Origin of the sequence: Microbacterium sp. LWO13-1.2, from assembly GCF_038397725.1 — a bacterium.
Classification (GTDB): domain Bacteria; phylum Actinomycetota; class Actinomycetes; order Actinomycetales; family Microbacteriaceae; genus Microbacterium.
Genome location: NZ_CP151634.1, coordinates 1979828 through 1997219, shown reverse-complemented (window position 1 = coordinate 1997219; position 17392 = coordinate 1979828). Strand labels below are relative to the sequence as shown.

Below are 17392 nucleotides of genomic sequence, written 5' to 3'. Positions count from 1 at the left end.
ATGCTCTGGCCCTTCGGATCGACCTGGCGTCCGATGCGGCAGAAGCTGCGCGGCACCGTCGATCTGCGGTGGCTGACCGCGCGCTCCTGGACGACGAAGTGGTATCCCCAGGGCATCGATCTCGGCATCTGGGAAGGGCGGCGCACGCTGTCCGTCAGCTGGTTCCGGCAGGATCGGATGCGCCAGCACCTCGCATCCCGAATCGCGTTCGTGGATCTGGAGCGCCCGCGTCACCTCGACGTCGCGCTCGCCATCGAAGACGACGATGGCGAGCTGCTTCCCGCGCAGATCCATGCCGGGGGACTCGCCTGGTTCGACGATCGACTGTTCGTCGCCGCCACCGGGCAGGGCATCTGGGAGTTCGATCTCTCCGACCTCCGCCGCGTGCGCGGTCCGCTCGCACGGCGACTGGCCGGCGCGCGGGGACGGGGCCGACGGGCGGGAGCACTCGTCGCGGTGCGTTCCCGCGTGCACCCAGTGGCACTGCGATGCTCCTACCTCGGGCGGGTGTTCGATGACGCGGGCGAGCCCCTGCGCCGCGTTCTCATCGGCGAGTACCGCGGCGATGGAAACGGGCGGATCGGCGAGTTCTCGATCCCGGAAGATCCGGACGGGCGGTTCGAGCGCCTGGATCAGTTCTCCCCCGGCATTCCGAGCATGCAGGGCGCCGTGCGCTGGGGCGACCGCTACCTCGTCTCGCAGTCCGACGGGATGCGAGCGGGCGTCCTGTGGAGCGGAGGGCGCGATTCGCTGAAACGCGACAGCGTTGCGCTGCCGGTCGGCTGCGAAGATCTCGCACTCGACCTGGATGCCCGGCTGCTCTGGTCGCTCGGCGAGCATCCGTGGCGTCGCGTGGTGCGCGGCATTCCCTTCGCACGGCTCGGATTCGACGCATAGAAACGCGAACGTACACTGGTCAGGTGAAGTTGCCACCCCTCCTCGTCTACACCGTGCTGCGGTTGCTCGCGTTCCTCGTGCCGCTCGCGATCCTGTGGTTCTTCTTCCCGATCTTCCGCGAATTCTGGTGGCTTGCAGCGATCTTCGCCGCCCTCATCGGCACCAGCATCTCGCTGCTCTTCCTTCGCGCACCCCTGTCCGGCGCCTCGGCGGAACTGCACGAGCGTCGAAGCGCACGCGCGGCCGACCGTCAGCGCGACGAGGATGCCGAAGACGAAGCGGCCGACCGCGCCTGATCAGGCTGCAGCATTGACGCACCTCCCCTGGGGAGGTGGCGCACATCGTCGCGTGGACCACTGGGAAGCGGCCATCTGCGACCTCTCCGCAGCGGCACCTCCGCCCGAGGGGACGTACATTGTCGCGTGGAAGGGGATGAGGCGACCATCTGCGTCCCCTGTCCTGGTCGACGCGCGAAGGGCGCCGAACGGATCAGCCCACGAACGCCCAGAAGAGCGCGCCCGCATAGAGGAGCGCCGCCAGCGACGTCAGTCCGAGAGCGATGACCAGCTCCTGCGCCTTGCGGTAGGACCAGACGATGGCGATCGCCGGAAGCGCGGCGAGGAGAGCCAGCAGAGCCAGCCAGGCGATCGGGAACAGCAGCGCGAGGAAGCTGGAGAGCCCGAACGGCACCAGCACGAACACCGTGTACAGCACCTGGGTCGCCCGGCGGCCGATGAGCACGCTCAGCGTGCGCTTGCCGACCGCGCGGTCCTGGTCGATGTCGCGGAGGTTGTTGGCGAGCAGCACGGCGCACGCGAAGAGGCCGGCGGCGATCGCTCCCACCCACGCCTGCTGCGGCAGGTCGAAGATCTGCACCCAGGTCGTGCCGAGGGTTGCGACAAGACCGAAGAACACGAAGACGAAGACCTCACCGAGGCCGTAGTAACCGTAGGGGCGCTTGCCACCGGTGTAGAACCACGCCGCGGCGATGCACACGGCGCCGACAGCCAGCATCCACCACTGCCCGGTGCGGATCACGATCGCGAGCCCCGCGATTGCGGCGAGGGCGAAGAAGACGAGGCCGACGGCGAGCACGCGCTTCGCCGGCACGCGTCCTGATGCGGTGAGCCGGGCAGGACCCACGCGCTGCGCGTCGGTGCCACGGATGCCGTCGCTGTAGTCGTTCGCGAAGTTGACGCCGATCTGCAGCAGCACCGCGACCGCGAGGCAGGCGAGCGCGATGACCCAGTGGAACTCCGGCCCGGTGCTGCGGGCAGCCCCCGTTCCGATCAGGACCGGGGCCACGGCGAGCGGCAGGGTGCGCAGACGGGCAGCCCCTATCCAGTCGCGGACGGTGACCGGTCCGGCCTCCACGACAGGGCGCCGCGCCGGGTTGCCGCTGGTGCGGTTCGGCGTGCGCTTCGGGCTCGTGCTCTTCTTACGCTGGGAGGATGCTGCCACGCAGGGAATCCTACTGGCAGCATCCTTTCCGGTCGTTGAGCGACCCCGGGCTGACGAAACGCGTCGACCCGGCGTGCGCCGCGGTCAGCGCCGGGTGAAGGTCACATGCGTGACGCCGCTCTCGGCGACCTCGCTGCTGATGTCGTAGTCGTTCTCGAGACCGCGCAGATCGTCCCAGATGCGCTGTCCACGCCCGAGCACGATCGGCACCACCGCGAGATGGATACGGTCGACGAGACGTGCCGCGATGAACGAGCGCGCGACCTCGACGCCGCCGCCGATCCGCACGTCCTTGCCACCCGCGGCCTCGGTCGCGCGGGCGAGCGCCTCCTCAGGAGTCGCGTCGAGGAAATGGAAAGTCGTACCGCCGAGCATTTCGATCGCGGGGCGGGGCGTGTGCGTGAGCACGAAGACCGGCGCATGGAACGGCGGCTCGTCGCCCCACCATCCGCGCCAATCCGGATCATCGGGGTTCGCCTGCAGCCCGAACATCCCTGCTCCCATGATCTCGGCGCCGACGCCCTCGAAGTATCCGCTCGCGTACTTCTCGTCGACGCCCGTCGTGCCGGCGCCCGACGCATCGCCGAGGACGCGCTCGCGCATCGTCCTGGTCGAGACATAGGCGGCGACCAGGCGCCCCCAGTCGTCGCCGAAAGGGTTCTCCGGCGTCTGGTCGGTCGTCGACGCGAATCCGTCGAGTGAGATGTTCAGGTCGATGCGTACTGCCATGTTTCGCGCTCCTCCGGTGTGCGGGATCAGGGGTTCGGGTTGCTGTCTTTGCCGTCGAGCCAGAGCGTGTCGGACTTGTCGCCGTGCGGGCCGCTTCTTCCGACGTGCTTGTCGCCGATATGCGGCCCCTTCGTGATCACGTGCACGAGTGCCATGGCGTGGCCCTGGCCGAGCTCGTACTCCTCTTTCAGCCACGCGATGATGGGCGTGGCCTTGGTGCTCGCGTCGAACCCCTTCTCGGTGGCGAGTTCGATGAACTGCCGCGGGGTGAGGCCGGTCTTGGTCTCGATGTTGTCGAGGTATGCCTGGAACGACATCTGGTTCTCCTGTTTCTCAGTCCTCGTCGAGGAACGTCTGGATGATGGTGGCTGATGCGTGGATGCCGATGATGCGCAGCAGCCCATCTCCGACATTGGTGAAGCAGTGGGGCACGTACGCCGGACCCGTTGCCGTGTCGCCGGCCTTGGCGTCGAATGTCTCCTCGCCGATGGTGACCCGGGCGGTGCCCTCAAGGACGACCCAGGTCTCAGAATAGGGATGCCAGTGCAGACCCGGCCCCTCGCCCGGCTGATTCTCCACGTAGAAGTACGAGACGTCGGCGCCGTGCTCATCGCCGACGAACTTGCGACTGCGTCCCGTGCCGATGCCGATGGCGGCTCCGGCGACGACCCCGTGAGGAAGTGGTGTGCTGTTCATGTGCCCAGTCTCGACAGCGTGAGAATGGCGGCCTAGAGTTTCGATGTGGATCGAAACAAGGGCCCGATCGAAGGGGTCGAGCATCCAGACCACCGCGTCGAGTTCCAGCTGAGCCCCGGCGACATCCAGGCCGTCCGATTCGGCATCTCCCCCGGGCACGAGCTGGCGCATGCCGTGCGCATCCTGTTGCGACCCGAGCAGCACCCCTTGCAATGGGGCTGGTTGCGGGCGGTACGCGAGCGCCTCCCCCGGGACAGCTTCGGTCTGCTCGTGGCCGTCATCGGCGACGACGGCTACCTGCCCGACTTCCTGACTGCGACTCCTCGCTGGGACATGACACCCGACGCCGAGCTCGCCGCGCTCCGCGAGACAGCGCTCGAGCCGATGAGGGTCGACCTCGGCAAGATGGTGCAACGTTCCTCGGGCTCCAGACAGCAGGCGCTGCGTGGCATGCAAGAGCATCCCGCGCGAGCGAGGAGCATGATCGCCGACGCCTGGTCGGAAGTCTGGGATGCCGCGCTGGCACCGGTGTGGCCGCAGCTCGAACGACTGCTGCGCGCAGACATCGACGTGCGGGCGCGCACCATCGCCACGAACGGCCTTTCGGGGATGGCGAACGACCTGCACCCCAAGGTCAGCTGGGGCGACGGTGCCGTACGCGTCTCGCTGCGCAGACACAGCGAGCAGGTCGACTGCCAGGGCAGCGGGCTCGTTCTCGTGCCGTCGGTGATGTCATCGTGGGGATGCATGGTGCTGACCGAGCCGCCGGCGCAACCGACGCTGTTCTATCCGGCACGCGGTGTCACCGCCGGGTGGGCGCGTGATCAGGTCGAGGTCGCGGCATCGCTCAGCGCCTTGCTCGGCCCCGCTCGCGCCGGCATCCTGATGAGCGCCGGAACCGTACGCACGACCTCTCAGGTCGCCGAGGACACGAGCATCGCGGTATCCACGGCATCCCATCACCTCACCGTGCTCCGCGAGGCCGGGCTCATCGGAAGCGAACGCGACGGCGCCAGGATGCTGCACCTGCGCACCCCTCTCGGGGAGGCCATGGTCGGCGCCGTGCTGTGACCCCTACGGCGTTTCGGCCGTGACGAGGGGCCGGTGCTCGTAATAGGTCTGCAGCACGACCGTCGTGCGAGTGCTGACGTTCGCGGAGAGGCGGATGTCGCGGACGAGTTCCTCCAGCGCCCGCGGCGAGGCGACCCGCACGAAGAGCATGTAGCTGGCGTCGCCGGCGATCGAATGGCACGCTTCGATCGCGGTGAGGTGCTCGAGAAGCTCCGGGGCATTGTCCGGCTGAGCGGGATCGAGGGGCGTGATCTCGATGAACGCCGACAGCGGTGTTCCGACCGCTTCCGGATCGAGGATCGCCCGGTAACCGGCGATGACACCGCGGGTCTCGAGGCGGCGCAGGCGCGACTGCACGGCCGACACCGAGAGCCCGACGGCATCCGACAGTTGCGACAGCGTGGCACGCCCGTCGAGGGAGATGGCAGCGAGGATGGCGTGGTCGACAGGATCATCCATGCATGGAATAATAACTGTAGTTACCGGCAATCGCCGGAATATTTCCTGCATTCAGCGATCGGAGGTCCCGATGTCCCTCACCACCACCCACAGCAACGCTTTCGTCGGCGAACCCGAGGTCGTCGAGGACGCTTCCCTCGTCGAAGCATCCGCCGCCTGGATCCAGCTCAAGGACGCGGCGATCGCGATCCGCGAGCTGCAGACCAAGGACGGCTCGATTCCGGATGCCACGCACCACGCCGCAGCACGCGAGCTCGTCGCCGCGATCACGGCCGGCATCCGCGCACTCGCGCCCGTTTTCCCGCACGACGCCGACTACCTGACCGCATCCATCGTCGACTTCGACCGCTGGGCTGCCGACGGCTTCGGCGTACCGGACTTCTACGACTCGCTCGTGGCCTTCCAGCCGCAGCTGCACCGCGTCGACGGGATCCGCCACCTGGTCGTGTTCCCGATGTACACGCAGAACGGCTCCAGCGACCGCCTCGTCGAGGCGCTCATCGTGGAGGCGATCTGGCCGGACTTCATCGCGGAGCTCGAAGCCGGCGACTACGGCAACAAGCTGTTCCTCTCGCTGCGCCTGGTCGACTTCACGCCCGGCTACGACACGAACTCGGCAGTGCTGTTCCCGGAGACCGTCGCGATGCGCGAGATCCCGACCTTCACGTGGGGCGCGATCTTCCAGGACCGCGAGGCCGCCCGGTACCGCCGCGTGACCCGCGCAGCGGCGGAGATCACGAAGCTGGAGATGCCGGCCGCCGCCGCAGCGATGCTCGACGATCAGGCGCTCACTGAGCGGGCCTTCGTGATGTGGGACATCATCCACGACCGCACGCACATGCGCGGAGATCTGCCGTTCGACCCTTTCATGATCAAGCAGCGCATGCCGTTCTTCCTCTACTCGCTCGAGGAGCTGCGGTGCGACCTGACCGCGTTCCGCGAGTCGGTGAAGATCCAGCGCTCGCTGTCGGCGCGCGTTTCGAACGGCGAGGAGCTCACGGCAGCCGAGCAGGAGATGCTCGAGCACGCTCCCCTCGCGCAGTACGCCGTCATCTTCGACCGGATCTTCCGGTTCTCGATCACCGGTTCGCGGGTGCGCAACTACGACGGCCTCGGCGGCCAGCTCCTGTTCGCCTGGCTGCACCAGCGCGGCGTGCTGCACTGGACCGACACGCAGCTCGCGTTCGACTGGGACGGCGTGCCGGATGCCGTCGTCGCCCTCGGTGACGCGATCGACGAACTCTACTGGCGCTCGATCGACCGCCCGAAGACGTCGCACTGGCTCGCCGCGTACGACCTGGTGCGCAGCGTGCTCACCCCCCACCCGGCATCCGCGTGGGCTCGTGGCCTGTCGGACGAGGTCCTGATGGGCGCACCGAAGGGCTTCACCGACGCCGTACTGGACGACGAGTTCCCGCTGTCGATGTTCTTCGAGGCCCTCGACAAGAAGATGAAGCCGGTCATCGAATCGACCGTCGGCATCCGCGGCACCGACGACTGAGAAGACTTCACGTCGACGCACCAGCCTGAACGACTTCGGCGGCCACATCCTCAGGGATCGGCCGCCGAAGTCGCATCGATCCACGAAAGTGAACTCATGAACGCATCGGATGCTGCAGGCGTCTCCGGACGCACCATCGTGCTGGCTGGCGCGACAAGCGACTCGGGTCTCGCCGTCGCCCGCGCCCTGATCGCTGCCGGGGCGCACGTGGTGGCCACCGGCCGTTCGGCCGCACGCCTGGAGCCGCTGCATGCGGCAGGCGCGCAGGTCGAGATCGCTGATGCGACTTCGCTGTCCGACATGACGGCGCTGGCAGAGCGCCTCGGCCCCGTCGATGCCCTCGTGCCGTTGGTCGGCGGCTGGCGCGGCGGCGGCGGACTCGCCGGACAGTCCGACGAAGACTTCCTGGCGCTGCTGCCCGCACTGGAGGCGGTTCGTGCGACCAGCCGCGCTTTCGACGCAGCGCTTCGCGCAGCGGAGGCCGGTCGCTTCGCGATCGTCTCGTCGACCGCCGTCGCTCGCCCGCTGGCCGGCGGCGCGAACTACGCCGCGGTGAAGGCCGCGAGCGAAGCGTGGACGCGCGCCGTCGCGCAGGGCTTCGCGAAGACGGCGCGGGATGCCGGAGAGCCGCAGCGCGCGGCATCCGTCGTGTTCCGCGCCAAGGCTCTCGATTCAGAGTCTCTGGCGCGCGCGATCGCAGGGCTGTGGGACGACGACGCCACCGAACTCAACGACCGGATCATCGACCTCGACGCCTGAACGACCTCCGCTTCAAGGACCCCGGTAGTCCGGCGCCTGACCGCGGACGGGCGGGGGCGCATCGAGCACGCCCTCGCGATCCGCCCGCTCTGCATCTGCATCTGCACTTGCGGTATCCGTCGCCTCGGCGGCGTCTGACTCGCCGGCGTCGATCTCCTGCTCGGGCGCGTGCGCGTACAGATCGGTCAGCTTGCGATACGAACGGGTGAAGAACGCGAGCGTCGCGGCAACGACCATGATGAGCCCGGCGAAAAGGCAGATGAGCGCGATCCCGCGGGCCTCGCCCTCGCCGAGCAGCCAGGCCCACTGCCGCTGACCGGCCGGTGTCTTCATGTAGGGGATGATCAGGAACTCGGCGATCGGAGCGATCAGGAAAGCCGTGATCGGGGCCGCCCCCGCCTCCATCGCGGCGGCAACTCCGAACACCCGACCCTGGCGCTGGAACGGCACGACCTTCTGGATCACCGTCTGTTCCGCGGCCTCGACGGGCGGGATCAGTGCCATGTAGACGAGCATTCCGAGCGCGAACAGCCACCACCACTCGCGGATCATGAACACCGCGCCGAGGAGCCCCATCGCGATGACGACGAGCAGCATCGTGCGCATCGGCCGCTTGCCGAGACCGAACTTCGCCACCATCGCGCCGCCGATGATGAAGCCCGTCGACGAGACGCCCAGGACGATGCCCCAGATCTGCGGGGAGAACAGCGTGAGTCCATACGGGTCCATCAGGGCCATGTAGACGCCACCGATGAGGTTGTTGAACGTGGAGAAGATGATGAGCGCGAACAGGCCGGGCGCGAGCCGGATCGCCTGGACGCTGCCGCGGAAGTCGAGTGCGCTCGATGCGTTCGGATCAGGTTCAGGAGCCCCCTCGGGGATGCGCACGAACAACAGGTGCGCGAAGGTCAGCGCCATCGCGCCGATCGCGATCGCGAGGGTCCACCCCATGCCGAGGAAGCCGATGGAGAGCCCGGAGAACACGCTCGTCACCATGAAGGCGATGCCCTGAACGGTGCCGACCAGGCCGTTGGCGTTCGCCCGCTTCTCTTCGGGGATCAGCAGGGTCACGGTCGTGGACAGCGCGATGTTGCGCAGCTGCTCGATCACGCCGCCGAAGAGGATGACCCCCGAGAACAACCAGAACCAGGGACCGGTGAGGTCGAGCAGAGCCGACTCGGGCTGCCAGAGGTAGAGCACGCCGGCGATGAGGAAGGCACCGGCGGAGATGACACTGGAGATCACCATGACGGTGTGCTTGCGGTGCCGATCGACGATCGTGCCGAACAGCATCGCGAAGAAGGCGACGAACAGCATGTACGCGCCGCCGATGATGCCGGTGGCCAGTACCGACTGGGTCTCGATGTACACCCAGAAGGTGAGGGCGAACCACAGGAAGCTCGTCGTCACATTGGCGATGAGGGTGTTCACGAGGACATTGGCGAACGCACGCGTGCGCGGGTCACCCGGTGCTGAGGGGCCTGCGGCTTCGCGGGTCGTGCCCGCGGAATCTGCGGTATCGGTCACAGGATCGAGCGTAGATCGGGGCTCCGACATCCGGTAGTGCCCTTCGTCTCTGTCATGGTCGCCCCCTCTCGCAGAACGTCACTGACTTCGCAGGAAATCGCAGCATCCCTGCGAAGCAGCTGCGGTTCTGCGAAGTTCGTGCTCTCCCTCGAGCTCTCTCGCCGTGAGCCGGGCGGTCCCGCCCGGGCAATAGGCTTGTGCAGTGAGCATCCAGCATGACCCCGCGATCCGGGGCTTCGCCAGTGACAACTACTCCGGCATCCACCCCGAGGTCCTCGCGGCCATCGCGGCGGCGAACGGCGGCCACCAGGTCGCCTACGGAGAGGATTTCTACACGGCCCGCCTGCAGGAGGTGTTCCAGCAGCACTTCGGCGAAGGCGTGGAGGCCTTCCCGGTGTTCAACGGCACCGGCGCGAACGTCACCGGGCTGCAGTCGATGCTCCCGCGCTGGGGCGCCGTGATCGCGGCATCCACCGCGCACATCAACGTCGACGAAGGCGGAGCGCCCGAGCGCATCGGCGGATTCAAGCTGCTCACCGTCCCCGCCGACGACGGCAAGCTCACCCCCGAGCTCATCGACCGCGAGGCTTGGGGCTGGGGCGATGAGCACCGTGCGCAGCCGCTCGTGGTCTCGATCACGCAGTCGACCGAACTGGGCACCCTGTACACCGCCGACGAGATCCGCGCCATCGCCGATCATGCGCACGAGCGCGGCATGAAGCTGCACCTCGACGGCGCCCGGCTCTCCAACGCCGCCGCCGCTCTCGACCTGCCGCTTCGTGCCTTCACGAGCGACGTCGGTGTCGATGTGCTCAGCTTCGGCGGCACCAAGAACGGCGCCATGCTCGGCGAGGCGATCGTGGTGCTGAACCCCGAAGCATCCGACGGTCTCATCTATTCGCGCAAGTTCAACATGCAGCTGTCCTCGAAGATGCGCTTCGTGTCGGCCCAGCTGATCGCCCTGCTCGAGGGCGACCTGTGGCTGCGCAACGCCCGCCACGCCAACGCGATGGCCCAGCGTCTGCGCGGCGCGATCGAGGCGGGGATCGCGGACGGGGCGATCAACGGCGTCGCCTTCACCCAGCCGACGCAGTCGAACGGCGTCTTCGCGACGCTGCCCGACGGCATCGCCGATGCGCTGCGCGAATCGATCCGGTTCTACGACTGGGATGCCGCGCGCAACGAAGTGCGCTGGATGTGCGGCTTCGACACGGAGGAGTCAGATGTCGACGCCTTCGTCGCCGAGCTCGCGCGCCTCACCCGCTGATGACCGACTGGGAGGGCGCGTTCAACCTGCGCGATCTCGGTGGCCTTCCGCTGGCGGACGGCGGCATCACTGCTGCGCGTCGCGTCTACCGCTCGGGGCGCCCGGAGACGCTGACCGACGCCGGCTGGACCGCGCTCCGCGGTGCCGGTGTCTCGACAGTGATCGATCTGCGCAACGAGCCGGAACGGAAACGGCGGGAGACGGATCCGCAGGTCTCAGACGACCATTCCGCCGGCGTCGACATCGTGCACGCGCCGACCGAGGACCCGGACGACGCGGAGTTCATGCGGGTCTGCGGCCCGTGGCTCGATCACCCTCGTTCGTACGCCGACAACCTGCAGATGTATCCGGAGAAGGCTGCCGCCGTCTTCACCGCGATCGCCGATGCACAGGGCGCTGTGCTCGTGCACTGCGCGGGCGGACGCGACCGCACCGGCATGATCTCGGCGATGCTGCTCGCGCTGACCGGCGCCGCACCGGACGCGATCACCGATGACTACGCCGCCGCCTTCCGCGAGGCGAGCCGGCGCCATGCGCGGGACCTTCCAGCGACGCCGATCCCCGGGCAGGGCGGATACGTCGAGCCGATGTTCAGCGACGACGAGATCGAGGAGCGGATCGCCGATCGTGTCGCGGTGCTTCGCGACTGGATCGCGGAACTGGATGTCCGGGCATACCTTCGCGCTGCCGGTGTCGACAGCGTCCGGCTCGATGCGCTGGCGGCGCGCCTGCGCGACTGAACACGCGGACGGCGCTCGCTAGCGGAGCAGCCCCAGGTTCGCGAGCGCCAGGCGGATCAGAGTGCCTCGGCCGCCCTCCATCTCGGCCGAAACCGCGTCGGACGCAGCGGCCTCCGGCGGGAACCAGGTGACCTCGAGCGCGTCCTGACGCGGCTCGCAGGTGCCGGTGACCGGCACGACGAACGCCAGAGACACCGCATGCTGCCGGTCGTCGTGGTACGCGCTGACTCCAGGGATCGGGAAGTACTCGGCCACCGTGAACGGCAGCGGCTGCGGCGGCAGCAACGGGAACGCCATCGGCCCGAGGTCATTCTCGACGTGCCGGAACAGCGCATCGCGGATGGTCTCGCCGAAGCGGACCCGGCCGGACACGATCGTCCTGGTCATCTCCCCCATCGGAGTGGACCGCAGCAGGATACCGATCTCGGTCACCTGCCCTGACCCGTCGGTGCGCACCGGGATGGCCTCGACGTAGAGCATGGGAAGCCGGCGACGCGCCTCCTCGAGCTCGACGTCGGTCAGCCAGCCCGGGTTCCCGCCGGTTGAGCCGTCGCCGAAACCGCCGAGACCGTCATTCGGTTCGGGGTCGGGGTCAGGGGTGCGCACGGACATGACTCATTTCTATCAGCCGCATCGGCATCCGCATACGGCAGCGCCCATCCGATGGGCCGTCCGACATCGCTGGCAGGATGGATGCATGAGTTCTTCCCTCGTCATCGACGCCGCGGCGACCCTGTGGGCGCCCGAGAAGCGGGAAGGGATGCCGCTGATCGTGCTCCTGCACGGCTACGGTGCCGATGAGAACGATCTCTTCGGTCTGGTTCCCTATCTCCCTGACGGGATCGCCGTGGCATCCGTCGCCGCTCCCCTGGCCCCGCCCTGGCCGATGCCCGGGCGATCCTGGTATCCGATCGAGGGTCTCAACGGGCGCGACTACACAGCCGTGTCGGCGGCGGCCGAATCGCTTCTCGCCTGGCTCGACGCCCATGCCCCGACATCCGATATCGCGCTCCTCGGGTTCTCTCAGGGCGCCGCCGTGTCTCTGCAGGCACTCCGCCTCGCGCCAGAGCGCTTCGGCGCGGTGGTCGCACTCAGCGGCTACGTCGCGCCAGGCGATCTCCCCCATGACGAAGCGCTGCGCGAGCGGCGTCCGCCGGTCTTCTGGGGGCGCGGCTCGCACGACGACGTCATCCCGGCGTTCCTCGTCGACCACACCGCCCAGTGGCTGCCCGAACACTCCGAACTTTCCGGACGTGTGTATCCCGGCCTCACCCACAGCATCTCGGAGCAGGAGCTCACGGATGTGGGCGTTTTCGTCACCAAGTGGCGGGATGCCGTCGCCGAGGCAGCCGGCAAGAGCTGAGTCGCTCCGCGCGTCAGCGCCCGGACTTCGCACCGGGAACGTCGGCATCCACCCACACGAGTCGGTGGTCGCTCGACGGGAACGGGTAGGTGCCCGTGAGACGGGAGAGCGGATCGGCCGCGGTCGGCCAGAACACGCCGGAATCGACGATCTTGATCTGTCGGCTCGGCAGCACGTAGTCGACGCGCAAGTTGCCCGGGGGCTCGGAGAAGTCGGCGGTGTCCTCCGCGGAACGACCGAGGTGTTCGAGATTGACCCCGCCCTGCAGCTCCGCCGCCTCCGCGCCGCCCTCGCTGGTCGGCACCGATCCGGTGTTCACCCTGGGGTGCGTCAGCAACTGATCGATCGCGCCCGCGGTCGAGTCGCCATCGTTCGGGTCGGCGTTCTGGTCGCCGGCGATGACGAACAGAGAGCCGCCCTTCAGAGCACCGGCACGGCCCGCATCGTCGACGATGTACCCACCGGTCTTGCCGCCCGAGATGTAATCGGCCCAGAACCGGATCTCGTCGTGGTTGCGCGTGCCGTTGCGGTCCTCGTCGCCATCGAAGGTGGGCGGCGTGGGGTGCGAGACGAGGAAGTGGACGGTCTTGTTCTTCGACACCTGGATCGGCACATCCCAGTGCGACTTGCTCGAGAGCGGGAACTCGGCGAGCTCCTCCGGCGAGTACCAGTCAGCCGGTTCCGGGGTGCTCGGATCGTCAGGCAGGAGCGCGCCGGGCATGTCGGCCCAGCGGAAGTTCTGGAAGGTGCGGATCGCGTCCTCATCGATCGGGAACTTCGAGTAGACGGCCATCCCGTACTGTCCGGGGAACAAGCCGAACCCCCAGGCGTCGTCGCCGCCGGACACGCTTCCGTTGTTGTTGAGATCGAACCCGCTCGGCACACCGGTGTTCACCGGCGCGGTGTAGCGATAGGGGTAGGACGCCGCCGGCGCGTCGCCATGCGGAACCGCAAGGTAGTTGTCGTGGAAGAGACGCAACGCCGCACCCTCGGCGTCGTAGTCGAACTCATTGATCAGCAGCACGTCGGGAGCGGCGCGCTGGATGATCTCCGCGACAGCATCCGCCTGCGCGTTCCCCGGTGCCGACAGATCGCGCACCAGCGCACCCTCGGTGCCGCGGTTGAGCGAGGCGTTGAACGTGGCGAATCGCATATCCGCCACGGTAGCGGCCGCGGGGCGGGAGTCCGCGGGGCGGTAGTCCGCGGACGCGGGGGCGGCGGTCACCGCAACGGACGACACCAGCAGGGCTGCGGCAAGGGCTGCGGCGCGCGCTCGACGATACGTGATCTTCATCGGGCCACCCTAACGCCGGTCGGTGACGTCCTGAAGGCCGGCCGGTGAACGTCGCAGAAAGGCATGATCTTCGCAGGGATCCGGCGAATCCCTGCGAGATTCCTGCGGTTCTGCGACGTTCGCGCTGCGGCGGTGGCCCGCGACACGCCCGGGAGTTGCGAGGCGCGACACCCCCGGAGTACAGTCGACGGGTCCTGTCCGCCGTGTCTGGAAGTCCTTTGATCTGATCCGTCGCCTCCGCGCTCTTCTTTCCGCGCGCTGACCCGACGATCGCCGACTCACACGGCCGCATCCGCCTTCCGGCGTCGATTCTTCGACGTCCCCGGATGCCCGGCGTCAGCGCACCCCGAACACCTCCGGGAGACGCTCAATGTCAACACCAACCCTGCACGCATCGGTCACCCTCGACCGCCTCACCCTCACCTGGCCGGACGGCTCGACCGCGCTCGACCAGGTCTCCGGCTCGTTCGGCACCGGCCGTACCGGGCTGGTCGGCCGCAACGGCTCCGGTAAGTCCACGCTGCTGCGGCTGATGGCCGGCGACCTGGAATCCACGTCCGGCGTGGTCCAGGTCACCGGCGAAGTCGCGTACCTGCCGCAGCAACTGTCCCTCGATGTCGATCGGCGCGTGGCCGATCTTCTCGGTGTCGCCGGCCCGCTCGATGCGGTCCGCGCGATCGCCGCGGGAGATGTCGATCCGGCGCATTTCGACGCGGTCGGCGATGACTGGGATATCGAGGCTCGTGCCGAGGCATCCCTCGCCGAAGCCGGACTCGATCCGTCGTTCCTCGACCGCCGGGTCGGTGAACTCTCCGGCGGCGAGGCCGTGCTCGTCGCGATCGCCGGCATCCGCCTTCGGCGAGCGCCGATCACGCTCCTGGACGAGCCGACCAACAACCTCGATCGAGACGCGCGGGCGAAGCTCGCCGCCATGATCACCTCATGGAAGGGAGCACTCATCGTCGTCAGTCACGACGTCGCACTGCTCGAACTGATGGATGACACCGCCGAACTGTACGCGCACACGCTGAGCGTGTTCGGCGGACCATACTCCGAATGGCGAGCATGGCTGGATGCCGAGCAGAATGCCGCGAAGCAGGCCGAGGTGGCCGCCGCCCAAGTGCTCCGCAAGGAGAAGCGCCAGCGGATCGAGGCCGAGACCAAGCTCGCGCACCGCGCCAGGACCGCTCGCAAGGCGGAACTCGAGAAACGGGTGCCGAAGATCGTCGCGCACGGCCGCAAGATGGCCGCCGAGGTTTCGGCGGGAAGGCTGCGCGTCGAGGTCGGCGAGAAGGAGGAGGCCGCGCGCGCAGCCCTCGATCAGACCGGTCATCGCCTCCGTGGTGACGCCTCGATGAAGATCGAGCTGCCGGATCCGCTGGTGTCACGCAGTCGCCGCATCGCGACGATCAGCGATGAGCAACGCGCGTGGGTCATCCGGGGTCCAGAGCGCACGGCGCTGATCGGACGGAACGGGGCGGGCAAGACCACTCTGCTGCAGCGGCTCGTCGAGAGTGCGGCGGATGCTGTCCACAACTCCGGAGAATCCGAGCACATCGGACCCGAACGAACCGATTCGGGCGAATCTGGGACAGATCTCCGGAGTTATGAACCGCGCGCCAGCGCGACGGCCCATACCGGCAGGGTCGGCTACCTGCCGCAGCGCATCGACGGCCTCGATGAGAACAGCTCGGTGATCGAGAACATCGCGGAAGCGGCACCGCAGATCCCGGAGAAGGAACTGCGCAACCGGCTGGCGCGCTTCCTGATCCGCGGCGGCACCGTGGACCGGCCGGTGGCGAGTCTGTCCGGCGGCGAGCGCTTCCGCGTCGCGCTGGCACGAGTACTGCTCGCCGACCCGGCACCGCATCTCGTCGTGCTGGACGAACCAACGAACAACCTCGACATCGACACGGTCGATCAGCTCGTCGAGGCGCTCCGTGCCTACCGCGGCGCCGTGCTCGTCGTCAGCCACGACGATGCGTTCCTGGCGCGACTCGATCTCGACCTCACACTCGAGATCGACGCGGAAGGGGTGCTTGCCGAGATGAACTAGATGAACAGCCGCTGCCACCAGGGCAGCGTGCCGACCTCGACCGTTCGGAGAGTTCCGTCCGGTTGCAGGACCACCATGGTGTTCGGCCGCCAGGCGTCGGGGGCGGCGGCGATCACGGCCGTCGTCCCTCCCGGGCCGGTCAGCGCGCGCAGGGCGTCGACCTTCATCTCGACCGTGTCGACGATCCGGCCGGTCTCGGCGTCGATGCTGCTCAGCGCCATCAGTTCGGCGTTGACCGATTCCTTGTGCTGCACGAGCAGGAACCCCTGCCCGAGACCCGCGGGCGGCGGCGGCACGTTCCCGTCGGGCCCCGTGCCCATCACCTTCTCGATGAGCGCCTGCATGTCATCCTCGTCGATGTCACCGAAGTCTCCGTCGAGGAACTGTCCGGTATCGAGCATCACACCACGTCGGGGGCTGATATCCGTGGCCGGAAGAATCGACATGTCGACGAGTTCGGTCCGGAAGACGGCTCGGCCTTCGGCGGAGGTCGCAATGAGGGCATCGCGCTCGACGGCTTCGGAGACGGACTCCACCTCGTAGGTGGTGCCTTCTCCGGACACGGCGAGTTCGACCTGGTCGACGAGGACGGTGTCGTCGTAGAAGGGCCCGGCGTTCAGCACGTCCTTCCAGCGCCCGGCGAGCGTCGCATCGGCGGACGTCGCCTGCTCCTGTCCGACGGGCAACTGCATGACCTGCCCGGTTCCAGCGAGGGCGACCACCGCGTTCGCCTCCGCGTCATACCCGTAAGCACTGGCGGCGAGCACCGCGTCGGCGCCGAGACCGGCGATCTCAAGCCCCTGGGAGCGCACGGCGCCGGTGGCGGCATCCAGGATGACGAGGCCGTCGTCGCTGCCGATGTACACGAGATCCGCATCGCCGGCGAGCACGACGGCATCGCCCATCAGATCGTCGTTGAGCTGCTGATCCCACAGCTGTTCGCCGTCGGAGGTGCGGATCGCCGAGATCCGTGTCTGGAAGCCCGATACGAAGAGCCCCGGTCGCGAGGAGTCCTGGTAGACGAGGACCGCGACGTCTTCGCCGTCGATGTCAACGATGCCCGAGGTCGACGCGATCTCGATGTCCCTGGCGGAGGGCGCGAGCACGCTCGCGGACAGCGCGATCGCGGCGCCGATGACGGCGATCAGCACCACCGCCACGATGATGACCCCACGGGCCTTGGCAGGCTCCTTGCGCGGTTTCTCAGGCGGCAGCCAACCGGGCGTTTGCACGGATGAGCCGTTCAGGATGTAGCCGGATTGCGTGGCCGGGGTCGTGAGCTTCATGTCGTGCCTCCTGGCCTCAGTATCACCCAACCTCGCCGCGAACGCTGTGTCCGGACGACACCCGAGAGAGGATGGAGGCATGAACTCACTCGTACGCCCTCGCGGCGACCGCGTCATCGCCGGCGTCTGCGCCGGCATCGCTCGGCGATTCGATATGAAGCCCTCGACCGTGAGAATCCTCTCCGTCATCCTCGTCCTGTTCGCCGGACTCTCGCTCTGGGCGTACATCCTCCTGTGGATCCTGATGCCGAACGAGTAGTCGCTCCTCACCGACCGCCAGGCACAT

Annotated in this window: 19 protein-coding genes; 10 read left to right on the top strand and 9 right to left on the bottom strand. The window is 68.0% G+C overall.

The genetic code is table 11. The features are described 5' to 3' along the window. Both MRBLWO13_RS09315 and MRBLWO13_RS09310 read left to right on the top strand, forming a co-directional pair. On the top strand, nt 1-897 hold the full coding sequence (locus MRBLWO13_RS09315; RefSeq protein ID WP_341978241.1) for a hypothetical protein: 897 nt from the start codon (nt 1-3) through the stop codon (nt 895-897). Nucleotides 898-920: 23 nt separating this feature from the next. Continuing rightward, nucleotides 921-1193, top strand: a complete 273-nt coding sequence (locus MRBLWO13_RS09310; protein ID WP_341978239.1) for a DUF4229 domain-containing protein — start codon at nt 921-923, stop codon at nt 1191-1193. A gap of 193 nt (nt 1194-1386) precedes the next feature. Here MRBLWO13_RS09310 and MRBLWO13_RS09305 read toward each other — a convergent pair whose 3' ends face one another. The 4 genes from MRBLWO13_RS09305 to MRBLWO13_RS09290 all read right to left on the bottom strand — a co-directional run bounded on the left by MRBLWO13_RS09305 (nt 1387) and on the right by MRBLWO13_RS09290 (nt 3783). Continuing rightward, nucleotides 1387-2358 carry a 1,4-dihydroxy-2-naphthoate polyprenyltransferase gene (locus MRBLWO13_RS09305; protein ID WP_341978238.1) on the bottom strand — a complete coding sequence of 324 codons (972 nt, stop codon included), beginning with the start codon at nt 2356-2358 and terminating at the stop codon, nt 1387-1389. Nucleotides 2359-2442: 84 nt separating this feature from the next. Beyond that, nucleotides 2443-3087 carry a dihydrofolate reductase family protein gene (locus MRBLWO13_RS09300; RefSeq protein WP_341978236.1) on the bottom strand — a complete coding sequence of 215 codons (645 nt, stop codon included), beginning with the start codon at nt 3085-3087 and terminating at the stop codon, nt 2443-2445. A gap of 26 nt (nt 3088-3113) precedes the next feature. Further along, nucleotides 3114-3404, bottom strand: coding sequence for a DUF4287 domain-containing protein (locus tag MRBLWO13_RS09295; protein ID WP_341978233.1), 291 nt, complete (start codon nt 3402-3404; stop codon nt 3114-3116). A 16-nt stretch (nt 3405-3420) separates the two neighbouring features. Continuing rightward, on the bottom strand, nt 3421-3783 hold the full coding sequence (locus MRBLWO13_RS09290; RefSeq protein ID WP_341978231.1) for a cupin domain-containing protein: 363 nt from the start codon (nt 3781-3783) through the stop codon (nt 3421-3423). Between the two features lie 45 nt (nt 3784-3828). Here MRBLWO13_RS09290 and MRBLWO13_RS09285 point away from each other — a divergent pair, with 45 nt between their 5' ends. Continuing rightward, nucleotides 3829-4854, top strand: a complete 1026-nt coding sequence (locus tag MRBLWO13_RS09285; RefSeq protein WP_341978229.1) for a DUF5937 family protein — start codon at nt 3829-3831, stop codon at nt 4852-4854. A 3-nt stretch (nt 4855-4857) separates the two neighbouring features. On the opposite strand, the gene MRBLWO13_RS09280 is transcribed toward MRBLWO13_RS09285, so the two are convergent. Next, nucleotides 4858-5313 carry an Lrp/AsnC family transcriptional regulator gene (locus MRBLWO13_RS09280; RefSeq protein WP_341978227.1) on the bottom strand — a complete coding sequence of 152 codons (456 nt, stop codon included), beginning with the start codon at nt 5311-5313 and terminating at the stop codon, nt 4858-4860. 70 nt (nt 5314-5383) lie between these two features. On the opposite strand from MRBLWO13_RS09280, the gene MRBLWO13_RS09275 reads away from it, so the two are divergent. Both MRBLWO13_RS09275 and MRBLWO13_RS09270 read left to right on the top strand, forming a co-directional pair. Beyond that, the gene (locus MRBLWO13_RS09275; protein ID WP_341978225.1) at nt 5384-6814 is read left to right on the top strand and encodes a DUF6421 family protein; all 1431 of its coding nucleotides are present in this window, start codon (nt 5384-5386) and stop codon (nt 6812-6814) included. A 96-nt stretch (nt 6815-6910) separates the two neighbouring features. After that, complete coding sequence (locus tag MRBLWO13_RS09270) at nt 6911-7573, top strand: SDR family NAD(P)-dependent oxidoreductase (RefSeq protein ID WP_341978223.1); 663 nt, start codon at nt 6911-6913, stop codon at nt 7571-7573. 12 nt (nt 7574-7585) lie between these two features. Here MRBLWO13_RS09270 and MRBLWO13_RS09265 read toward each other — a convergent pair whose 3' ends face one another. Continuing rightward, nucleotides 7586-9004, bottom strand: coding sequence for an MFS transporter (locus MRBLWO13_RS09265; RefSeq protein WP_341978335.1), 1419 nt, complete (start codon nt 9002-9004; stop codon nt 7586-7588). Between the two features lie 298 nt (nt 9005-9302). Between MRBLWO13_RS09265 and MRBLWO13_RS09260 the strand changes: the two genes are divergently transcribed. Beyond that, complete coding sequence (locus MRBLWO13_RS09260) at nt 9303-10367, top strand: low specificity L-threonine aldolase (protein WP_341978221.1); 1065 nt, start codon at nt 9303-9305, stop codon at nt 10365-10367. Next, complete coding sequence (locus MRBLWO13_RS09255; RefSeq protein WP_341978219.1) at nt 10367-11107, top strand: tyrosine-protein phosphatase; 741 nt, start codon at nt 10367-10369, stop codon at nt 11105-11107. The genes MRBLWO13_RS09260 and MRBLWO13_RS09255 overlap by 1 nt, the downstream gene beginning before the upstream one ends. An 18-nt stretch (nt 11108-11125) precedes the next feature. Here MRBLWO13_RS09255 and MRBLWO13_RS09250 read toward each other — a convergent pair whose 3' ends face one another. Further along, nucleotides 11126-11719, bottom strand: a complete 594-nt coding sequence (locus tag MRBLWO13_RS09250; protein WP_341978217.1) for a DUF4916 domain-containing protein — start codon at nt 11717-11719, stop codon at nt 11126-11128. A gap of 85 nt (nt 11720-11804) precedes the next feature. On the opposite strand from MRBLWO13_RS09250, the gene MRBLWO13_RS09245 reads away from it, so the two are divergent. After that, nucleotides 11805-12470, top strand: a complete 666-nt coding sequence (locus MRBLWO13_RS09245; RefSeq protein WP_341978216.1) for an alpha/beta fold hydrolase — start codon at nt 11805-11807, stop codon at nt 12468-12470. A 13-nt stretch (nt 12471-12483) separates the two neighbouring features. Here MRBLWO13_RS09245 and MRBLWO13_RS09240 read toward each other — a convergent pair whose 3' ends face one another. Next, on the bottom strand, nt 12484-13764 hold the full coding sequence (locus tag MRBLWO13_RS09240; RefSeq protein WP_341978215.1) for an endonuclease/exonuclease/phosphatase family protein: 1281 nt from the start codon (nt 13762-13764) through the stop codon (nt 12484-12486). A 370-nt stretch (nt 13765-14134) separates the two neighbouring features. On the opposite strand from MRBLWO13_RS09240, the gene MRBLWO13_RS09235 reads away from it, so the two are divergent. Further along, the gene (locus MRBLWO13_RS09235) at nt 14135-15820 is read left to right on the top strand and encodes an ATP-binding cassette domain-containing protein (protein ID WP_341978212.1); all 1686 of its coding nucleotides are present in this window, start codon (nt 14135-14137) and stop codon (nt 15818-15820) included. On the opposite strand, the gene MRBLWO13_RS09230 is transcribed toward MRBLWO13_RS09235, so the two are convergent. Beyond that, entirely contained in the window at nt 15817-17106 is a 1290-nt protein-coding gene (locus MRBLWO13_RS09230; RefSeq protein ID WP_341978210.1) for a PA2928 family protein, read from the bottom strand. The two genes, MRBLWO13_RS09235 and MRBLWO13_RS09230, sit on opposite strands and share 4 nt — an antisense overlap. 79 nt (nt 17107-17185) lie before the next feature. Between MRBLWO13_RS09230 and MRBLWO13_RS09225 the strand changes: the two genes are divergently transcribed. Beyond that, on the top strand, nt 17186-17365 hold the full coding sequence (locus MRBLWO13_RS09225; RefSeq protein WP_341978208.1) for a PspC domain-containing protein: 180 nt from the start codon (nt 17186-17188) through the stop codon (nt 17363-17365). Nucleotides 17366-17392 lie beyond the last annotated feature (27 nt).

What these genes read in the sequence shown, in the direction of transcription:
- MRBLWO13_RS09300 (WP_341978236.1), bottom strand. Translation starts at nt 3,087, where the DNA reads ATGGCAGTACGCATCGACCTGAACATCTCACTCGACGGATTCGCGTCG.
- MRBLWO13_RS09250 (WP_341978217.1), bottom strand. Translation starts at nt 11,719, where the DNA reads ATGTCCGTGCGCACCCCTGACCCCGACCCCGAACCGAATGACGGTCTC.
- MRBLWO13_RS09295 (WP_341978233.1), bottom strand. Translation starts at nt 3,404, where the DNA reads ATGTCGTTCCAGGCATACCTCGACAACATCGAGACCAAGACCGGCCTC.
- MRBLWO13_RS09270 (WP_341978223.1), top strand. Translation starts at nt 6,911, where the DNA reads ATGAACGCATCGGATGCTGCAGGCGTCTCCGGACGCACCATCGTGCTG.
- MRBLWO13_RS09240 (WP_341978215.1), bottom strand. Translation starts at nt 13,764, where the DNA reads ATGAAGATCACGTATCGTCGAGCGCGCGCCGCAGCCCTTGCCGCAGCC.
- MRBLWO13_RS09235 (WP_341978212.1), top strand. Translation starts at nt 14,135, where the DNA reads ATGTCAACACCAACCCTGCACGCATCGGTCACCCTCGACCGCCTCACC.
- MRBLWO13_RS09245 (WP_341978216.1), top strand. Translation starts at nt 11,805, where the DNA reads ATGAGTTCTTCCCTCGTCATCGACGCCGCGGCGACCCTGTGGGCGCCC.
- MRBLWO13_RS09225 (WP_341978208.1), top strand. Translation starts at nt 17,186, where the DNA reads ATGAACTCACTCGTACGCCCTCGCGGCGACCGCGTCATCGCCGGCGTC.
- MRBLWO13_RS09290 (WP_341978231.1), bottom strand. Translation starts at nt 3,783, where the DNA reads ATGAACAGCACACCACTTCCTCACGGGGTCGTCGCCGGAGCCGCCATC.
- MRBLWO13_RS09230 (WP_341978210.1), bottom strand. Translation starts at nt 17,106, where the DNA reads ATGAAGCTCACGACCCCGGCCACGCAATCCGGCTACATCCTGAACGGC.
- MRBLWO13_RS09315 (WP_341978241.1), top strand. Translation starts at nt 1, where the DNA reads ATGCTCTGGCCCTTCGGATCGACCTGGCGTCCGATGCGGCAGAAGCTG.
- MRBLWO13_RS09255 (WP_341978219.1), top strand. Translation starts at nt 10,367, where the DNA reads ATGACCGACTGGGAGGGCGCGTTCAACCTGCGCGATCTCGGTGGCCTT.
- MRBLWO13_RS09280 (WP_341978227.1), bottom strand. Translation starts at nt 5,313, where the DNA reads ATGGATGATCCTGTCGACCACGCCATCCTCGCTGCCATCTCCCTCGAC.
- MRBLWO13_RS09275 (WP_341978225.1), top strand. Translation starts at nt 5,384, where the DNA reads ATGTCCCTCACCACCACCCACAGCAACGCTTTCGTCGGCGAACCCGAG.